General features: G+C 45.2%; 15 protein-coding genes. 7 read left to right on the top strand and 8 right to left on the bottom strand.

Annotated elements, in window-relative coordinates; genetic code table 11:
- The first annotated feature begins 53 nt into the window (after positions 1–53).
- Entirely contained in the window at positions 54–935 is an 882-nt protein-coding gene (locus ACQEXR_RS03235) for an aldo/keto reductase (RefSeq protein ID WP_331416497.1), read from the top strand.
- A gap of 59 nt (positions 936–994) precedes the next feature.
- Here ACQEXR_RS03235 and ACQEXR_RS03230 read toward each other — a convergent pair whose 3' ends face one another.
- Positions 995–1999 (bottom strand): substrate-binding domain-containing protein, encoded by a 1005-nt coding sequence (locus tag ACQEXR_RS03230; protein WP_138970440.1) that lies wholly within the window; start codon positions 1997–1999, stop codon positions 995–997.
- A gap of 166 nt (positions 2000–2165) precedes the next feature.
- Between ACQEXR_RS03230 and ACQEXR_RS03225 the strand changes: the two genes are divergently transcribed.
- A complete protein-coding gene (locus ACQEXR_RS03225; RefSeq protein ID WP_138970441.1) occupies positions 2166–2498 on the top strand; it encodes a tRNA-binding protein in 333 nt (110 codons plus the stop codon).
- 64 nt (positions 2499–2562) lie between these two features.
- Here ACQEXR_RS03225 and ACQEXR_RS03220 read toward each other — a convergent pair whose 3' ends face one another.
- A complete protein-coding gene (locus ACQEXR_RS03220) occupies positions 2563–3123 on the bottom strand; it encodes a gamma-glutamylcyclotransferase family protein (RefSeq protein WP_427019732.1) in 561 nt (186 codons plus the stop codon).
- 247 nt (positions 3124–3370) lie between these two features.
- Here ACQEXR_RS03220 and ACQEXR_RS03215 point away from each other — a divergent pair, with 247 nt between their 5' ends.
- Positions 3371–4555: an NnrS family protein gene (locus ACQEXR_RS03215; protein ID WP_427019731.1), complete on the top strand. Its 1185-nt coding sequence runs from the start codon at positions 3371–3373 to the stop codon at positions 4553–4555.
- Between the two features lie 78 nt (positions 4556–4633).
- On the opposite strand, the gene glpD is transcribed toward ACQEXR_RS03215, so the two are convergent.
- From glpD to ACQEXR_RS03195, 4 genes are all read right to left on the bottom strand, one after another.
- A complete protein-coding gene (gene glpD, locus ACQEXR_RS03210; RefSeq protein ID WP_331416501.1) occupies positions 4634–6187 on the bottom strand; it encodes a glycerol-3-phosphate dehydrogenase in 1554 nt (517 codons plus the stop codon).
- A 179-nt stretch (positions 6188–6366) separates the two neighbouring features.
- A complete protein-coding gene (locus tag ACQEXR_RS03205; RefSeq protein WP_426950987.1) occupies positions 6367–7140 on the bottom strand; it encodes a DeoR/GlpR family transcriptional regulator in 774 nt (257 codons plus the stop codon).
- A 173-nt stretch (positions 7141–7313) separates the two neighbouring features.
- Positions 7314–8831: a glycerol kinase GlpK gene (gene glpK, locus ACQEXR_RS03200; RefSeq protein WP_138970446.1), complete on the bottom strand. Its 1518-nt coding sequence runs from the start codon at positions 8829–8831 to the stop codon at positions 7314–7316.
- 276 nt (positions 8832–9107) lie between these two features.
- The gene (locus ACQEXR_RS03195; RefSeq protein WP_426951065.1) at positions 9108–9632 is read right to left on the bottom strand and encodes a TetR/AcrR family transcriptional regulator; all 525 of its coding nucleotides are present in this window, start codon (positions 9630–9632) and stop codon (positions 9108–9110) included.
- Between the two features lie 317 nt (positions 9633–9949).
- Between ACQEXR_RS03195 and ACQEXR_RS03190 the strand changes: the two genes are divergently transcribed.
- The gene (locus ACQEXR_RS03190) at positions 9950–10483 is read left to right on the top strand and encodes a DUF2867 domain-containing protein (protein WP_427019730.1); all 534 of its coding nucleotides are present in this window, start codon (positions 9950–9952) and stop codon (positions 10481–10483) included.
- Positions 10484–10510: 27 nt separating this feature from the next.
- Here ACQEXR_RS03190 and dapD read toward each other — a convergent pair whose 3' ends face one another.
- Together dapD and ACQEXR_RS03180 are read right to left on the bottom strand one after the other, a co-directional pair.
- Positions 10511–11542, bottom strand: coding sequence for a 2,3,4,5-tetrahydropyridine-2,6-dicarboxylate N-succinyltransferase (gene dapD / locus ACQEXR_RS03185; protein WP_138970447.1), 1032 nt, complete (start codon positions 11540–11542; stop codon positions 10511–10513).
- A 322-nt stretch (positions 11543–11864) separates the two neighbouring features.
- Positions 11865–12473 (bottom strand): peroxiredoxin C, encoded by a 609-nt coding sequence (locus ACQEXR_RS03180; protein WP_269377677.1) that lies wholly within the window; start codon positions 12471–12473, stop codon positions 11865–11867.
- Positions 12474–12671: 198 nt separating this feature from the next.
- On the opposite strand from ACQEXR_RS03180, the gene ACQEXR_RS03175 reads away from it, so the two are divergent.
- The 3 genes from ACQEXR_RS03175 to aceA all read left to right on the top strand — a co-directional run bounded on the left by ACQEXR_RS03175 (position 12672) and on the right by aceA (position 17373).
- Complete coding sequence (locus ACQEXR_RS03175; protein WP_427019729.1) at positions 12672–13577, top strand: hydrogen peroxide-inducible genes activator; 906 nt, start codon at positions 12672–12674, stop codon at positions 13575–13577.
- Positions 13578–14287: 710 nt separating this feature from the next.
- On the top strand, positions 14288–15934 hold the full coding sequence (gene aceB / locus ACQEXR_RS03170) for a malate synthase A (RefSeq protein WP_331426681.1): 1647 nt from the start codon (positions 14288–14290) through the stop codon (positions 15932–15934).
- 125 nt (positions 15935–16059) lie between these two features.
- Positions 16060–17373 carry an isocitrate lyase gene (gene aceA / locus ACQEXR_RS03165; RefSeq protein WP_138970451.1) on the top strand — a complete coding sequence of 438 codons (1314 nt, stop codon included), beginning with the start codon at positions 16060–16062 and terminating at the stop codon, positions 17371–17373.
- Positions 17374–17473 lie beyond the last annotated feature (100 nt).

Genomic DNA, 17473 nt, shown 5'->3' with positions numbered 1-17473 from the left:
AATCCAGAACAGCGCAAGTATCGCTGATAAATTGCATCTTTCAGGGGACAAATATGAACAAGTCACACCCGGTTTTTTCACCGATGATCCAAGGTTACTGGCGCATGGCAGAGTGGGGTATGAATACTCAGCAACAGCATGCGTTTGTACAGCAACATCTTGAGTTGGGTATCACCACGGTTGATCATGCTCCAGTGTATGGACCAGACTCTGCATGTGAGAAAATGTTTGGTCAGGTGCTGGCACTCGATAGTCGCTTGCGTGACCAGATTCAGATCGTTTCAAAATGTGGTATTTACCGTGGTGAAGGCAAGCAGGTCAATCACTACAACAGTAGCAAGGCTGCGATTATCGAATCGACTGAACAATCTCTTCGCCGTTTGAATACCGATCATCTCGACGTCTTGCTATTGCACCGTCCAGATCTGCTGATGGATGCCGATGAAGCCGCCGAAGCGTTCGCACAGTTAAACAGTGCTGGTAAAGTAAAGCATTTTGGTGTGTCTAACTTTACCCCAGCTCAGTTCGCGTTACTTCAATCTCGCCTTGATGTACCACTTATCACCAATCAGATTGAAATTAATCCGGTGAACTTACAAGTGACGGAAGATGGTACGCTGGAGCAGTTACAAAAGCAGCGAGTTCAGCCGATGGCTTGGTCATGTCTTGCTGGTGGTCGAATATTTAGCGATAGCAGTGAACAGGCATGCCGTCTACGTGACACATTATCTGAAGTTGGCCAAGAAATTGGAGCCGACTGTATTGACCAAGTCATTTTTGCTTGGGTGATGAGAATGCCTGCGCGCCCAGTTCCTATCATTGGTAGCGGTAACATCCAGCGCGTGAAGACAGCGGTCGGTGCATTACAGCTGGAGTTGACACATGAACAGTGGTACCGCATCTGGGTTGCATCGAAAGGTCATGGTGTCGCGTAACTACCTGTATCAAAAGAGGGCTCTAGTTTGAGCCCCCTAAATACCGTTACGCTTATTGGCTACTTGGCAATTTTTGCAACCGAGTTACGACGTACTAACGTTGGTGTAAACATGATGGCTTCGTTGTTAGTTGCTTCTTGTTTGGCGAGATTTAATGCTAGTCGCGCAGCGCGCTCTGCCATCATAGCGATAGGGTAACGAATCGTCGTCAATCGAGGGCTGATGTAACGAGCAATCAGACCGTCATCGAATCCCATCATAGAGATTTGATCTGGCACTTTGATGCCATTTTCATCGAGTACAGACAGTGCTCCCGCAGCCATGTAATCGTTATAGGCGACCACACCAGTGATATCGAGTGATTTGGTGAGTAAGGTGGTCATAGCAACTTCACCGCCATCGTTGTTTGGCTCACCACGTTCGATATAGCTGCTAGGCAGTTCAATATTGTTGTCTTTTAGCGCTGCGAGATACCCTGCAACTCGTTGCGAAGAGTCTTCTATTTCGTGAGCTGACGCTACACAAGCAATTTTAGTGTGTCCATGACGGATCAGGTATTCAGTCGCTAGATAAGCCCCTTTGAAGTTATCGAGTGCGATGCAGCGTTCCGCAATTTCTTCAATAAATCGGTTTATGAGCACCAGACCTTTGACTTCTTTCGCGTAGCCGATGAGCTCTTGATCAGATAAGCCTTTTGAGTGGATGACCAGAGCCTCACAGCGATTGTTGATAAGCAGTTCAATCGCTTTGCGTTCTTCTTCAGCATCATGGTAACCATTTCCGATCAGTATATGTTTACCATGTTCGTGAGCGACATTGTCCACTGCTTTGACGAGGGCTCCGAAAAAGGGATCGGACACATCACCAACCAATACGCCAACGGTATTGCTGCTCTGGCTAACAAGTGCTTTGGCGGCGGCATTGGGTCGGTAGCCTAGTTTTGCCATCGCTTTTGAGACCGATTCTATCGATGCTTTGCTCGCTTTAGGAGACTTATTGATCACTCTGGATACTGTAGCAATCGATACGCCAGCTTCCTTGGCGACATCTTTTATGGTTGCCATATTTGACCTCGAAAAATACGAATGGAGTTATTTAACCTTGTTGATGTAAATAAGGCAAATACTGTTATGAATACATTTTTAAATTGAGATCTTTACCACTTGCAATATAAGTGATTGCTGATAGTGTAAACGTTGTCTTTTAGTAAAATTTTACCGGTATCTTAACATGGAAAAAGTCGCTTATTCAGATTTCGCTAAATTGGAAATTCGTACAGGAAAAATCATTGAGGTTGTCCGCCATGAGAACGCGGATAAGCTATACATTGTGCAAATTGATGTTGGTGATAAAACACTACAAACTGTGACCAGCCTTGTGCCTTATTACACAGAACAACAGCTGATGGGGAAAGAGGTGGTTGTGCTGTGCAATCTGGAAAAAGCCAAGATGCGCGGTGAAACATCAGAGTGCATGCTGCTGTGTGCAGAAACAGATGATGAATCGGAAAGTGTACTGCTGACTCCTGAGCGTTCGATGCCAGCTGGTATTCGTATTGTCTAAAGGTAGACACCAAGCTCGAAGGCTTGGTGCTCCATTTAACTTATCTCTTTTTGGCTGAGGGTTTTCAGGCTCTTACTTCAGCCACCAGAGCATCAATTTGCTTGTGGTGCTCTGGTTTTACTCCTGCTAGGTTGCCATATTTTGGTTCATGGCGATCATTTTCGAGCGGAAAATGCCAGCCTATCGTTTGCTTAATAAACTGTTTGGCAAACTGTTCCGATATTTCTAGACACCCAACGAGAACAGTATCCACATAAGTTTGCATTATTGGACTGAGTGTACAAGGTGGCTCAGGATTGTCTTTGATGTAAACCCAAACTTGATCGTTGTCGCTAAGTGGCAACTGTGACTCAACTTGATTCACTTGGACTTGAACGCGATGGTAGCCTCGTTCACGAATATCGAATTCTTTAAGACCGCATTGACTTACTTCGAGTAAAACACCATTAACGTACCCGTGTCCTTTATCGACCACCAAGGGTGAGAGCGTATAACTCTCATCCACTTTGCCCCAATAGCGTTTAAACCCCTCTACGGTTGCGGTGGTTGCCGCCGAAGTTTGCCCTGTTAATTGGCGTGATGCGGAATTCATCAGACTGCCATAACCGAAGATATAGTTTGCCACTGTTGTCACCTCATCTTGGATGTGAAATAGGAGTATTCGTTAACCTAACCAGTTTCACTGAGAATTGAAAGTCGTTCATATCATATCTATCGTGTCTTTTTGACATTTTCAAATTGGGTTAATTTGACTTCTTTTTTGGCTTGTTAATATCACTAACCCTTTGAGGTAAAAGAGTTACAAGGGTTGGAACATTTCTTGCGATAGCCTAGGAAGATTTCAGTTTTTTATAACTTTTAGGAGTCACTTAGTGCTCAATATTACTGATAAAAAAGTAGAAGAAGCGATCCCAGCCGTTTTACGTTTAGGTTTTAGACCTTTCTTCCTATTAGGATCCATCTACGCGGTTATTGCTATTGGCTTATGGGTTTGGATGTTCCAAAGCGGACAACCCGCGATGCTTCAAGTGCCTGCACTATGGTGGCACGTTCATGAGATGTTGTTTGGTTTTGCCATGGCGATTGTGGCTGGATTTGTCTTAACCGCGGTTCAGAACTGGACGGGAATTAATGGTACAAAGCATCACCGTTTAGCTGCGATAGTGGCACTGTGGTTGTTGCCGCGATTGTTGCTATGGACTCCAACGCCGCTTTGGCTGGTTTCTAGCCTTGAAGCCTTGTTTTTAGCTTTTGTCGCCTACGAAGTCGGCAGCCGAGTCGTCAAAGCGAAAGGGTGGCGTAATCTGTTTTTTATTCCGTTATTTTTGATGGCTATCGTGGCTAATTTTGCCAGTTATGCGGCGGTAAAAGGTATGCCGCCATTTCCTGCTTCAGCGGTGTGGCAGGCGATGCTTTGGTGGTTTACTTTGCTGCTCTCTGTTATGGGCAGCCGTGTTATCCCATTTTTTACCGCTCGTCGTTTTAACTTTGAAAAACCTCAGCCAATAGTCTGGTTGGACTGGTTAGCAAACCTACCTCTGATCGGCTTATTTATATTAAGTTTTTTCCCGATGACCTTTGCTCAACTTGGTCAACCATTGATGTTGTTAGCCGGTGTGGCGCATCTGATCCGAATCATACGCTGGAAACCGTGGCTTACTTTGAGCGAACCTTTGGTTTGGTCACTGCATGCTACTTACCTGTGCATCCCAGTGAGCTTGCTATTACGTGGTTTGCTGGATAATCCATTTGCCAGCCACAACATGTTGCATTTATTTGCGATTGGGGCCATTGGCGGTGTGATTTTGGCGATGATCGCTCGCGTGACAATGGGGCATACTGGTCGTGCGATTTACCAAGGTCCAAATATGAACCTAGCCTTCGGTGCTTTGGTATTGGCTGCAATTGTACGTGGGATAGGGGTGGCGTTCTTCCCTCAGTATCTGATTTCTGCGCTAAACATCAGTGCAGCGTTGTGGATATTCGCTTTTGTCATGTATGTCGGTCTGTTTGGAAAAATGCTAGTCACCCCAAGGGTCGATGGTCATCCTGGTTGAACGCCAGTTTCGATTAGAGCTAAAAAGGCTTGGTGTCGTAACCAAGCCTTTTAATGATAAATTGCCTTACTGAGATGGTTAGCCAGCTTCAGACAGGCTGATCACCTGCTGAGGTTGTTTCCCTGAAATGTACTTGGTGACAGCTTCAATCTCGTCCTGATTGAGGTAGAGACCAAGTTTGGTTCGACGCCACAGCAGATCATCGGCTGTGAGAGCCATTTCATGTTCAATTAGATAATCAATTTCTTGCTGATAAACGCCTTGCGCAGAGTCAGAGAACGGGACACCCATACCTTCAATACTTGTTACCCCTTGAAGTAGCTTCCACGTATAAGTACCAAACTGAGTGACATAGCGCAGTAGCAACGCTTGTGATAGCCAAGGGTACTGAGCATGGATCGTTGCAGCCAGTTGTTCTCTGGTGCAACTAAAGTTACCACCTGGCAGGGCGTGGTTGGCTGTCCATGGTGTCCCCATATTAGGTAAATATGGGGCGAGCTTTGCCAATGCCGCTTCACCAAGTTTACGGTATGTGGTTAATTTTCCGCCAAAAATTGATAGCAGAGGAGCTTGATCGTACTCAGATTCAAGTTCCAGAGTGTAGTCTCGGGTGATGGCTTGTGGAGAGTCAGATTCATCATCACAAAGAGGTCGCACGCCACTATAACTCCAGATGACATCCTCACGTGAAAGTTGCTGGACAAAGTGCTGATTGACGATATCGATCAGATAATCCACCTCTTGATCTGAGATCGCCACTTCTCTTGGATCTCCTTTATATTCAACATCGGTCGTACCTATTATCGAAAACTGATCCAAATAAGGGATCATAAACACGATTCGATGATCTTTGTTTTGCAGGATATATGCTTGTGGCTCATCGTGAATGCGAGGAATCACAATATGAGATCCTTTGATTAGACGTATATTACGTGGTGAAAGGTTTTCTAACCCTTGATCAAAGAACTGCTTGACCCAAGGCCCTGCGGCGTTCACTAGCGCTTTCGATTTACGCTCAAAGGTTTCTCCTGTCATGACATCGCGAATGGTCACGCGCCAGATATCGCCTTCGCGTATTGCGCCTTCTACATGGCAGTAGTTACGAATTTCAGCATTATTTTCTTTTGCAGCCAACACGTTTAGCAATACTAATCGCGCATCATCTACCCAACAATCAGAGTACTCGAAGCCTTTTTTCATTTCCGGCTTGAGTAAGCCAGATTGAGCCAAGTCGATGCTTTCACTTGCCGGCAGCGTCGTTCTTTTGCCTAGGTTGTCGTAGAGGAATAAACCGCAGCGAATCATCCATGCTGGACGTAAGAAAGGGCGGTGTGGGAGTCGAAAGCGCATTGGTTGCGCGATATGTGGCGCTTTTTTCAGCAGCACCTCACGTTCAGCGAGCGCTTCCGAAACTAAGCGAAACTCATAGTGTTCGAGATAGCGCAACCCACCGTGAATGAGTTTTGAGCTGGCAGATGAGGTTGCAGAGGCGAAGTCTTGGGCTTCATATAAACCGACAGATAAGCCTCGGCCAGCAGCATCAGCAGCGATGCCTGCACCATTAATGCCACCACCAACTATGATTATGTCTAACGTTTTGTCTGATTGTGCAGCATTAGCTGAAATACTCATGAATTTAACCTTTTGTTGAGCGAACGAGCATTTTTGACCATAAAAGAATCCTAACGCAGCTTTCGTTTTAGATCATTGTTTATTTTCGTTTGCGCTCGTTTGTGTGATTTGTGCACAAAAAAACCTTTATTAGGGAATAAAGGTTTCTTGAAGGTTAAATTTGATTGAAATTACTGTGACTATTTACTGTCGTTAATTACTTCAAGCGGAATTGAGTGTTCTTTGAGGATAGACAGTATTTCTTTTGGCGGTTGTTTGTCAGTAAACAGCATATGGAGTTGAGAGATATTGCCCAGCTTGACCATCGCATTACGGCCAAATTTAGAGTGATCAACAGCAAGAAAAACACTCCGGCTATTCTCGATAATGGCTTGCTTTACACGAACCTCATGGTAGTCGAAGTCAAGCAGTGAACCGTCATAGTCGATACCGCTAATCCCCAAGATGCCGAAATCAAGTCGGAACTGTTTCACGAAATCAAGAGTGGCTTCACCGACGATACCGCCATCACGGTTGCGTACTTCTCCACCAGCAAGGATGACTTTAAACTCTGGGTTTTGCAGCAAGATGGTTGCGACATTAATATTGTTAGTAACCACACGTAGTTGCTTGTGATTTTTGTTTAGTGCTCGTGCAATGGCCTCTGGAGTGGTACCAATATCAATAAACAAGGTCGCCCCATCGGGAATGTGTTTAACCACTTCTTCTGCAATAACATCCTTCTCGTTGAAATTCATGCTCTTGCGCGCGGTGTACGAGGTGTTTTCTGAACTCAGTGGAATGGTTGCACCACCATGGTAACGGCGAATTTTATTGTCATCGGCAAGTTCGTTGAGATCGCGTCTGATGGTCTGTGGACTGACATTAAATTTCTCTACCAGCTCATCGGTGCTGACATAGCCTTGCTTTTGAACCAACGCAATTATTTGCTGATGTCTTGGAATTTGTTTCACGGGCAGCTCCCTGTGCATTGAGCCAATATGCTCATTACACTGATTTTCGAAAATAATAACTCGCGTTATTGTGCTCGAATTAGCGCATTGTGAGAAGAGAACGATGTAAGGAATAGGGGATATAACGCAAAAAGAGCGCCATAATCGGCGCTCTTGAATAGGAGTTTGTGACTTTAATCTTCCTCGTTATGCATTTCTGCCCAAACCTGCGCACACTTAACGGCGCGCTTCCATCCCTTGTAGCGGCGATTACGTTTTTCTTCATCATGATGAGGTAGGAAGGTGCGATCGAGCTCGGCTTTGTCTTTCAGCTCATCAATACTATTCCAGTACCCAACGGCAAGACCTGCTAGGTAGGCTGCACCTAAGGCGGTAACTTCCGTGACTTTAGGGCGGTGAACTTCTGTATCTAGAACATCAGATTGGAACTGCATTAAGAAATTGTTTGCCACCGCTCCACCGTCGACTCTTAAGCTAGCCAAGTTAATGTTGGAGTCCGCTTGCATTGCATCCAAAACGTCGCGAGTTTGGTAGGCAATACCTTCAAGCGTGGCTCGGATAATGTGGTTTGAGCTGACGCCACGCGTTAGACCGACAATGGTCCCACGCGCCCAAGCATCCCAATAAGGAGCACCAAGGCCAGTAAAGGCAGGTACAACGTAAACACCGTTGGAAGAGTCAACTTTGGTCGCAAAGTACTCTGAGTCTTTGGCATCTGCGAGTAGCTTCATCTCATCGCGTAGCCATTGAATTGAAGCGCCTCCCATAAATACCGCGCCTTCTAGTGCATAGGCAGGCTCGCCATTTGGACCACAGGCTAGCGTGGTTAAAAGACCGTGAGTTGATGTCACTTTCTCTTGGCCGGTGTTCATAAGTAAGAAGCAACCTGTGCCATAGGTGTTTTTAGCTTGTCCAGCCTCAACACACATTTGACCGTAAAGCGCAGCTTGTTGGTCTCCGGCAATACCTGCGATAGGAATACGAGTACCGCCTTTACCACCGATGTTGGTCTGACCGTAAACTTCCGAAGAACGCTTCACTTCAGGCATCATTGAGGCTGGGATTCCTAGTTCGTCGAGCAGTTTTTGATCCCAGCTTAAGTTATTGATATTGAAGAGCATGGTGCGAGAAGCATTGGTATAGTCTGTGACGTGTACTCGGCCTTGGGTCATTTTCCATACCAGCCAAGTATCGACAGTACCAAACAACAATTTGCCTGCTTCTGCGTCTTCACGTGCGCCTTCGACATTATCCAGAATCCACTTAATCTTAGTGCCGGAAAAGTATGGGTCGAGTACTAATCCGGTGTTTTCGCGGACATACTCTTCTAGGCCACGTGCTTTGAGCTCTTCACAAATTTCCGCAGTGCGACGACATTGCCACACAATGGCGTTGTAGACAGGTTTGCCAGTTTCTTTGTTCCATACAATGGTGGTTTCACGTTGGTTGGTGATACCAATGGCCGCAAGCTGGTCGCTACTGATTCCTGACTTGGCGAGAGTTTCGATGAGAGTTGAACTTTGTGTCGCCCAAATTTCAAGAGGATCGTGCTCGACCCACCCAGACTGAGGGTAAATTTGGGTGAACTCACGTTGAGAGATGCTAACAATATTGGCATCGTGGTCCAGTATCACCGCGCGAGAGCTTGTTGTGCCTTGGTCTAGGGCAACAATGTACTTTTGCTCAGTCATGGTAAGAATCCTTTTGTCTTATTATTACTATTTTAGCTAATCTTGGCTTGCTTATCGTTTGAGCGAGTTCGATGTGTGGCAGCAGCAGATTGGTGTATTCCCTATTTACGCAGAGTAATTTTGCATAAATAGGCGAATTCGAAAATAAACGAGCACTAAAAATGAGTGTTTGAGCATAAAAATGTCAATGAAATGTTATCCGAAACAGCGAGTCGAGGTGAAGTATCTCGCTGCGAAACGGAAAAAACTGTTCGTTCGAAAGCCGATTATGGATTGTTAAGACTCGCCCAGTAACACTCGATATTTGTACTCAAGCTCTTCCAGCGCAAGCTCCATATCAGGCACCTCTTTGCTTAAGTGACTGATTAGAGTCATGAAGTAACAATCTAGGATCACTGGCATTTTATTGATCACTGAAGCGGGAAGGATGGTGGTCTCGAACAGAGACAGATTGAAAGATTGGTAGTAACCCATGTCCCAGATTACTTCTTTAAGTAATGCTCGACTGAGATTGATATTCGCAAAGTAATAGCCGTAGTAAGTTCGCGCAAACTGCATGCCTAGTTCAAGAGCATCCTGAGAAGGAGAGCTTAATGTTTGTTGTGAAAGCTCTGCGAGTTGGCTCAACATTCCTTCACGCAGAATAGCGAGTTTGGTGTCAAAGTGACTAAATACTGTGCCGTCAGCCACCCCTGCATGCCGAGCTATCTGACGAGTGGATGTTTCTTGATAACCTTGCTTTTCAAATAGTTGCCATGCTGCGGTGAGAATTTTTTGTCTTGTTTGCTCTCGTTTACTCATCATTATCTCAGCTTTAAACCTTACCTGTGAATCATACGCTTTGGCAGATAATTTGACAAACTGAGCGTGCTCATTTATAAAATTGAGCGTGCTCATTTATTTTTGTGAATGTTAAGGTCTGCTATGGAAAGTATAATTCGAACTCCCATCATTCAATTATGTCGTTGGCTGGTATTTATCCCCGGGCTTTTTTGTTTCTCTTACTTGTTACGGCCGTTGCTTATGGTGATCTTGATTCCCGGCGCATTGGCCTTTTTAGCCGTTATTGGCGGTAAAGAAGTACGAAGTGCACTAAAACAGATGATCAAGGAGCTGATATGAGTAAGGTGGTTTGTGGAGGAGTGCCTGCCCATAGCCAACTCAGTGGTCGCCTAAGCAAAAGAAGCTTTAGCGACAGCCTGAGCTTTTCACTTGACGATCCGAACCTGAGCCCAGCGCAAGTGTATGTGAATATATTTGGTCAGTTACCAGCTGCTGTTACCGCTATGATGGCGTTAAGAAACCGGCTTGTACGGCCGTTAGGCTTTGCCGTTTCGTCTGAGCCAGAGGTTCTGAGCGTAGAACTGTTGGAGCAAGGGACATCGGACGGACTTCATCAGGTCGAGTGGCTATCAGATGAGGAAATAATCTGCACTACGCAGGACAGGCACATGCAGGTGAGCTTGTCGGTACTCAAAAGCGGGGAAGGTCAGTTTACCTTATCGACTTTGGTCAATACCCACACCTGGATAGGCTACGGTTATCTACTGGTGATTGTTCCTTTTCACAAAGTGATTGCATTAGCGAGCGTCCGCAGCGCGATAAAACGAGCAGAAAGGTCATCAGGTGAAAACAAAAAAGCCGAGCATTGAAGCTCGGCTTTATCAACTCGCCTTGGCTTAGTTGTTGCTGTGTAGCTCTGAGTTCAGCTCTACCGCAGACTTGTTCGCAAGACATTCGATTTGGCCTGTCACTGAGTTGCGACGGAACAGTAGATCAGATACACCAGCGAGATCGCGAGCTTTCACTACTTCAACTTCTTGGCCAGATGAATCTAACATGCGTACTTTAGAACCTGCCGTCACATATAGACCAGATTCAACAGTACAACGATCGCCTAGAGGGAAACCAAGACCCGCATTCGCACCTAGTAGTGAGTTTTCACCAATTGATACCACTACTGTACCGCCGCCCGATAGTGTACCCATGATAGAAGCGCCACCACCGATGTCAGAGCCATTGCCGACAACAACACCCGCAGAGATACGACCTTCAACCATGCTCACGCCTGTAGTACCAGCGTTGAAGTTGATGAAACCTTCGTGCATAACTGTGGTGCCTTCACCCACATGAGCACCAAGGCGCACGCGAGATGTATCAGCAATACGAATACCAGCTGGAACAACGTAATCGACCATTTTTGGAAATTTGTCGACACAGTCAACAGACAGTGAGCGGCCAGCAAGACGCGCTTCAATTTGACGGTCAGCCAGCTCAGGCAAGTCGATTGGACCTTCGTTAGTCCATGCAATGTTATGCAGCAGACCGAAGATACCATCTAGGACAGTACCGTGTGGTTGAACTAGGCGGTTAGAGATAAGTTGCAGTTTAAGGAAACCTTCAGCAACGGACTCAGGTTTCTCATCTGTTGCTAGAACCACAACAACCAGAGGTTGAGAAGACTCTGCCGCTTTTGCAGCGAAAGAAGCATTCGCTGTATCTCCGTTTGCTTCAAAGGCACTAACTAACTCAGCACTTTGAGCTGCAGAGATTTCGATAGCTTGGTTACCTTGCTCATAACCTGCAACTTTAGCAACGGCTTCAACCAGTGCATCTGATGGGTTTAGAACTGGGTTTGGAAAAAATGCTTCAATGATTTTTCCATCGCGGTTTTTAGTTGCTGTACCAAAGGCTAGAGAAAAGTAAGCCATTTTAAATCTCCATGTTTATATTCATCCAGAAAGAGCAATGATGCTCAGTCTCAAATTAAGTTAAATTCATCATAAAGAGAGCAATGCAGACTTTAAAGGGCTGAATCCGAGAAAGTCTGTAAGACGATATTTTTTGTCTCTTTAGCGATATGTTGTCTTTTTATCAATATTTCGACTTTGGTAGTGAAATAAAAAAGCCCGAAGCAATGCTTCGGGCTTTGATTAAGACTTTACTTAGAACTGATTGGCGTTGCGCTTATGCGCTATGTGCTTTTATATACTTACCAACCATATACCCGTTGAGCTTGGGTATAGTAAGCAATTACTTGCTTAGGTCGTCTGCGTGCTCAGATAGGAACGCTGCAACACCCTTAGGAGATGCGTCCATACCTGCTTTACCTTCTTCCCACTGTGCAGGACATACTTCACCGTGTTTTTGGTGGAAGTTTAGTGCGTCAACCATGCGTAGCATTTCATCGATGTTACGGCCTAGAGGTAGGTCGTTAACAACTTGGTGACGTACAAGACCGTCTTCGTCGATTAGGAAAGAACCACGGAACGCAACACCTGCTTCTGGGTGCTCAACGTCGTAAGCTTTACAGATTTCGTGCTTAACGTCAGCAATTAGAGGGTATTTTACTTGACCGATACCGCCGTTTTCGATCGCAGTGTTACGCCATGCGTTGTGAGAGAATTGAGAATCGATAGAAACACCGATAACTTCAACGCCTTTAGCTTTGAAATCTTCAAAACGGTTGTCAAAAGCGATTAGCTCTGATGGGCAAACGAAAGTGAAATCTAGTGGGTAGAAGAAAACAACTGCTTTCTTACCTTTGGTGAACTCTGCAAAGTTGAAGTTATCAACGATTTCACCGTTACCTAGAACAGCTGCAGCAGTAAAATCTGGGGCTTGACGACCTACTAGTACCATTTTTTTGCTCCTAAAATATTTGGTTAGTTCCAATGCAAAACGTCTGTTCCGCTTTGGTCCGTGTTTGTACGGGACAAACTATAGTACACATTGTAGTATGTAAAAAAGCGAATTAAATAGATTAAGTTAATCGAAAAAAGCGATAAGTTTGATTTTATTAACTTGGTCAATATCCAGTCGGAAGTTATAGATAAATCTATGAATAAGTGGCCCAGTCTCAAACAGTTACACTATCTAATTACCTTGCACGAAACACGTCATTTTAGCGATGCCGCTGAAAAGTGCTTTGTCAGTCAATCTACCTTAAGTAAAGGTATCCAGAATCTCGAAGAGCTGATTGGTTGCCCTTTATACGAAAAGAAAGACAAGAAAAGCCCTTTGGTTTTTACCTTGGCTGGCGAACAAGTGGTGCAGCAGGGGCGAGAGTTATTGGCAAAAGGACAAGATCTCGTTGAACTTGGGCGTTTGTGCCAAGGTGGAGAAATGGAAGGGCAACTGCGCCTTGGTTGCATCCCTACTATCGCTCCCTTCTTATTGTGTGATTTGGTTCAGGAGGTGAATCGCCGCTTTCCTCAACTGAATCTGTTATTAAGAGAAGATACGACGACCAATTTGCTCGAGGCGTTGCGCCATGGAGAATTGGATGTGCTGATTTTAGCTTTGCCAGTCGACATATTAGGTATGGAAAGCCGCATTGTGGGGAGTGATCCATTCCGTATGATCATTAGTCGCAATCAAGCTGATGCGATTCAAACGCCAATTAAGTATGCGGACTTACCCAATGAGTTTGTCTTTCTTTTAGAGAAAGAGCATTGTTTAACCGAGCACGCGGTTTCTGCCTGTCAGTTAACAGACAAAGAGAAGATTAACCCTTTCTCCGCCACAAGTTTGCATACCTTGGTACAGATGGTTGCCAATGGGATGGGAACGACCTTTATACCTCAAATGGCGATTGATCATGGTTTGATAGATAACCAGAACTTAGTTGTGATTGATGCCCCCGGGCAGCAAGCTCATCGTGATATAGGTCTGGTTTGGCGACCAAGTTCATCCCGGGTAAATACTTTTAAACAATTAGCGGATGTAGTGTCAGAGCTACTTTAGCGATAAGTATTAGTTGAAGAAATCGATTTCCTATCAAAAAGCACACTGGTTTTGGTGTGCTTTTTAGCATTTTATCCTGTCGGTAAACTTTATCTTGTAAAATTTTACAAGTAAATTTTGATGAAGCTTTCATTAAATTGTGAAATTTCACAGTGTGAATTTTACAAGCCTACGATTTTCCATTGTTTGATAATCCGATTGCATATTCCCTTCACCTCTAGTGATAAAAAGGATTTATCCCCACTGCATAGAATTAAACGCGCGTTTGAAACGATTTTACATCGTTAATTTCACTGTAATTAAATTACGTAACTGGTTACGTTTTTGTGAGTGCGAACACCACTTTTGTGCGTGCGGAATAAAACTTCAAATTTAACGTTTTGTTTACTTTAGTACTTTTACTCTAGTCATGTTTAGTATAGGTTAAATAAAGGCTCAGTAAGACTTATGTCTAGATTGAAATGAATGTTTTACTGATTCAATCTAACAGCCAACAGAACAAGAAACCTCTTCAGAGAATGATCAGTTAGGAAGTTTGATTGTTGTTTGATAGTTACAAATGTAATTGGGGCGTTCGTGAATCGAAATGACCCGATACAGAGGTGGGCTGGCAATGACAGTGACGAGCTCGGCAGAAGTGTTCGCAGTGTCAGATAAGTGCGGCTAACCAGTGACGGTTTCATATACAGCAGGATATTAAGGAAGAAATTATGCTTGCCAACACACCAGAAAGAGATAAAACAACAGTAGAAGCCCAAGAAACCCTACTAAAAGAAGGCATGCTTGATGTCGCTGGTACCCTTTCACCAGAGCATCAGGCGATTTTCCCTGTTGAAGCCCAAACCTTCTTATCTCTACTGTGTGAAAAGTTCGCTGGTCGAGTTGATGAACTGCTCGCTGCTCGTGAGGAGAAGCAGGCACGCATTGACGCTGGTGAACTGCCGGATTTCCTAACAGATACGCAAGATATCAGAGAAGGAAGCTGGAAAATCCAAGGGATCCCTAAAGATCTTCAAGACCGCCGCGTTGAAATCACAGGTCCTACAGACCGAAAAATGGTGATAAACGCTCTAAACGCGAACGTAAAAGTGTTTATGGCTGACTTTGAAGACTCATTAGCTCCAGCGTGGGACAAAGTGCTTGATGGCCAAGTCAACTTACGTGATGCGGTAAATGGTGATATTAGCTACACCAATCCAGTTAATGGCAAGCTCTACCAGTTGGAAGACGATCCTGCGGTTCTTATCTGCCGTGTACGTGGACTACATCTCAAAGAAAAGCACGTTACTTTCAACGGTCAGATTATCCCTGGGGCCCTGTTTGACTTTGCGCTTTACTTTTACAACAACTATACCAGTCTGTTGAGAAAAGGCAGCGGCCCTTATTTTTACATTCCAAAGCTTCAGTCTCACACGGAAGCAAAATGGTGGAGTGAAGTGTTCCACTTTACGGAAGAATACTTCGGTCTCGACACTGGAACGATCAAGGCTACCGTACTGATCGAGACGTTACCCGCTGTGTTCGAGATGGATGAAATTCTATTTTCACTAAAAGAACATATCGTTGGTCTTAACTGCGGTCGCTGGGACTACATCTTCAGCTACATCAAAACACTGAAAAAACACCCAGACCGCGTTCTTCCTGACCGTCAGGTAGTGACAATGGACAAGCCGTTCCTAAACGCTTACTCCCGTTTACTTGTCCGTACTTGTCATAAACGTGGTGCTTTCGCTATGGGAGGTATGGCCGCCTTTATCCCAGCGAAAGACCCACAAACTAATCAGCAAGTGCTGGATAAGGTCTATAACGACAAATCACTGGAAGCCAACAATGGTCATGACGGTACTTGGGTTGCACACCCTGGATTAGCTGACACGGCATTGGCTGTATTTGACCAAGCATTGGGACCAAGAACAAATCAGCTCAATGTATCTCGTGAACAAGATGCACCAGTGACAGCGGCAGACCTTCTTGCACCGTGTGAAGGTGACATCACAGAACAAGGTATGCGCCATAACATTCGTGTTGCTTTGCAGTACATCGAAGCGTGGATCTCAGGTAACGGTTGTGTGCCTATCTACGGATTGATGGAAGATGCCGCGACCGCAGAAATCTCGCGTGCTTCGATTTGGCAATGGATTCAACATGGTAAATCGCTGGACAACGGGCAAACCGTCACCAACGAGCTGTTCAAACAGTATCTGAGTGAAGAGATTGACGTTGTTAAACAAGAAGTGGGTGAGGAGCGTTACCAAGCGGGTCGCTTCGAAGAAGCTGCGGACTTGATGACTGAGCTCACGACCAGTGACCAACTAACCAATTTCTTAACCATTCCAGGTTACGACTACCTGGATTAGAAACAAACTCCACAACAATAACGTGAATGTTCTAAGGCAGAGATGGATGTACTGCCAAAGAAAAAGGAAAACACAGCGCCCGTTAACTCAACATAAGAAGCGCTCATCAATAGAGGGATAGACCGATGACTAACTTAACTCGCCGCCAACAAATTGAAGCTCTAGAAAAAGATTGGGCAACCAATCCACGCTGGAAAAACGTAAAACGTCCTTACACTGCTGAAGAGGTTGTTGAACTACGTGGCTCAATGGTACCTGCAAATACCATCGCTCAGCGTGGTGCTGACAAACTATGGTCACTGGTGAACGGTGATGCTAAGAAGGGTTACGTAAACTGTCTGGGCGCACTGACTGGCGGTCAAGCCGTTCAGCAAGCGAAAGCAGGTATTGAAGCGATTTACCTTTCAGGCTGGCAGGTTGCTGCAGACAACAACACTGCATCAACAATGTACCCAGACCAATCGCTATACCCAGTAGACTCTGTACCATCAGTCGTTAAGCGTATTAACAACTCATTCCGTCGTGCGGACCAAATCCAATGGTCTAACGGTAAATCACCAGCCGATGAAGGTGCTGTTGATTACTTCCTACCAATCGTTGCTGACGCAGAAGCGGGCTTTGGTGGCGTATTAAACGCATACGAACTGATGAAGTCGATGATCGAAGCGGGCGCTGCGGGTGTTCACTTTGAAGACCAACTTGCTTCTGTTAAGAAATGTGGTCACATGGGCGGTAAAGTTCTTGTTCCTACTCAAGAAGCGGTTCAAAAACTGGTTGCGGCTCGTCTAGCGGCAGACGTTGCTGGTACAACAACACTCGTTATCGCTCGTACAGATGCGAACGCTGCTGACCTACTAACGTCTGACTGTGATTCATACGACAAAGACTTTATCGTTGGTGAGCGTACTCAGGAAGGTTTCTACCGTGTACGTGCAGGGATTGACCAAGCGATTTCTCGTGGTCTAGCTTACGCGCCATACGCAGACTTAATTTGGTGTGAAACAGCAACGCCATGTCTAGAAGAAGCGCGTAAGTTCGCAGAAGCGATTCATGCTGAGTACCCAGAGCAGCTACTTGCGTACAACTGTTCTCCATCGTTCAACTGGGAGAAGAACCTAGATGCAGAAACCATTGCGAAATTCCAGCAAGAGCTTTCTGACATGGGCTACAAGTACCAGTTCATTACGCTGGCAGGTATTCACAACATGTGGTTCAACATGTTCGAACTTGCTCACGACTACGCGAAAGGCGAAGGCATGCGTCACTACGTTGAGAAAGTACAGCGTCCAGAGTTCCAAGCTGCTGAGAAAGGCTACACATTCGTGGCTCACCAACAAGAAGTGGGTACAGGCTACTTCGATAAGATGACCAACACAATTCAAGGTGGTAATTCTTCTGTAACAGCATTGACAGGTTCAACAGAAGAAGACCAATTTTAATCCCTTAGCCATTAATACCCAGCCTAGTGAGTCAGAAATGCAGGCTTTGACTCACTAGCCTTTGGGTATAGATATTCTGTTTAGGCATAAACTTTGACAT

Origin of the sequence: Vibrio sp. TRT 2004 (assembly GCF_050113735.1) — a bacterium.
Classification (GTDB): Bacteria; Pseudomonadota; Gammaproteobacteria; order Enterobacterales; family Vibrionaceae; genus Vibrio.
The sequence above is the reverse complement of the archived record's forward strand: the minus strand, read 5'-3'. Positions and strand labels throughout refer to the sequence as shown.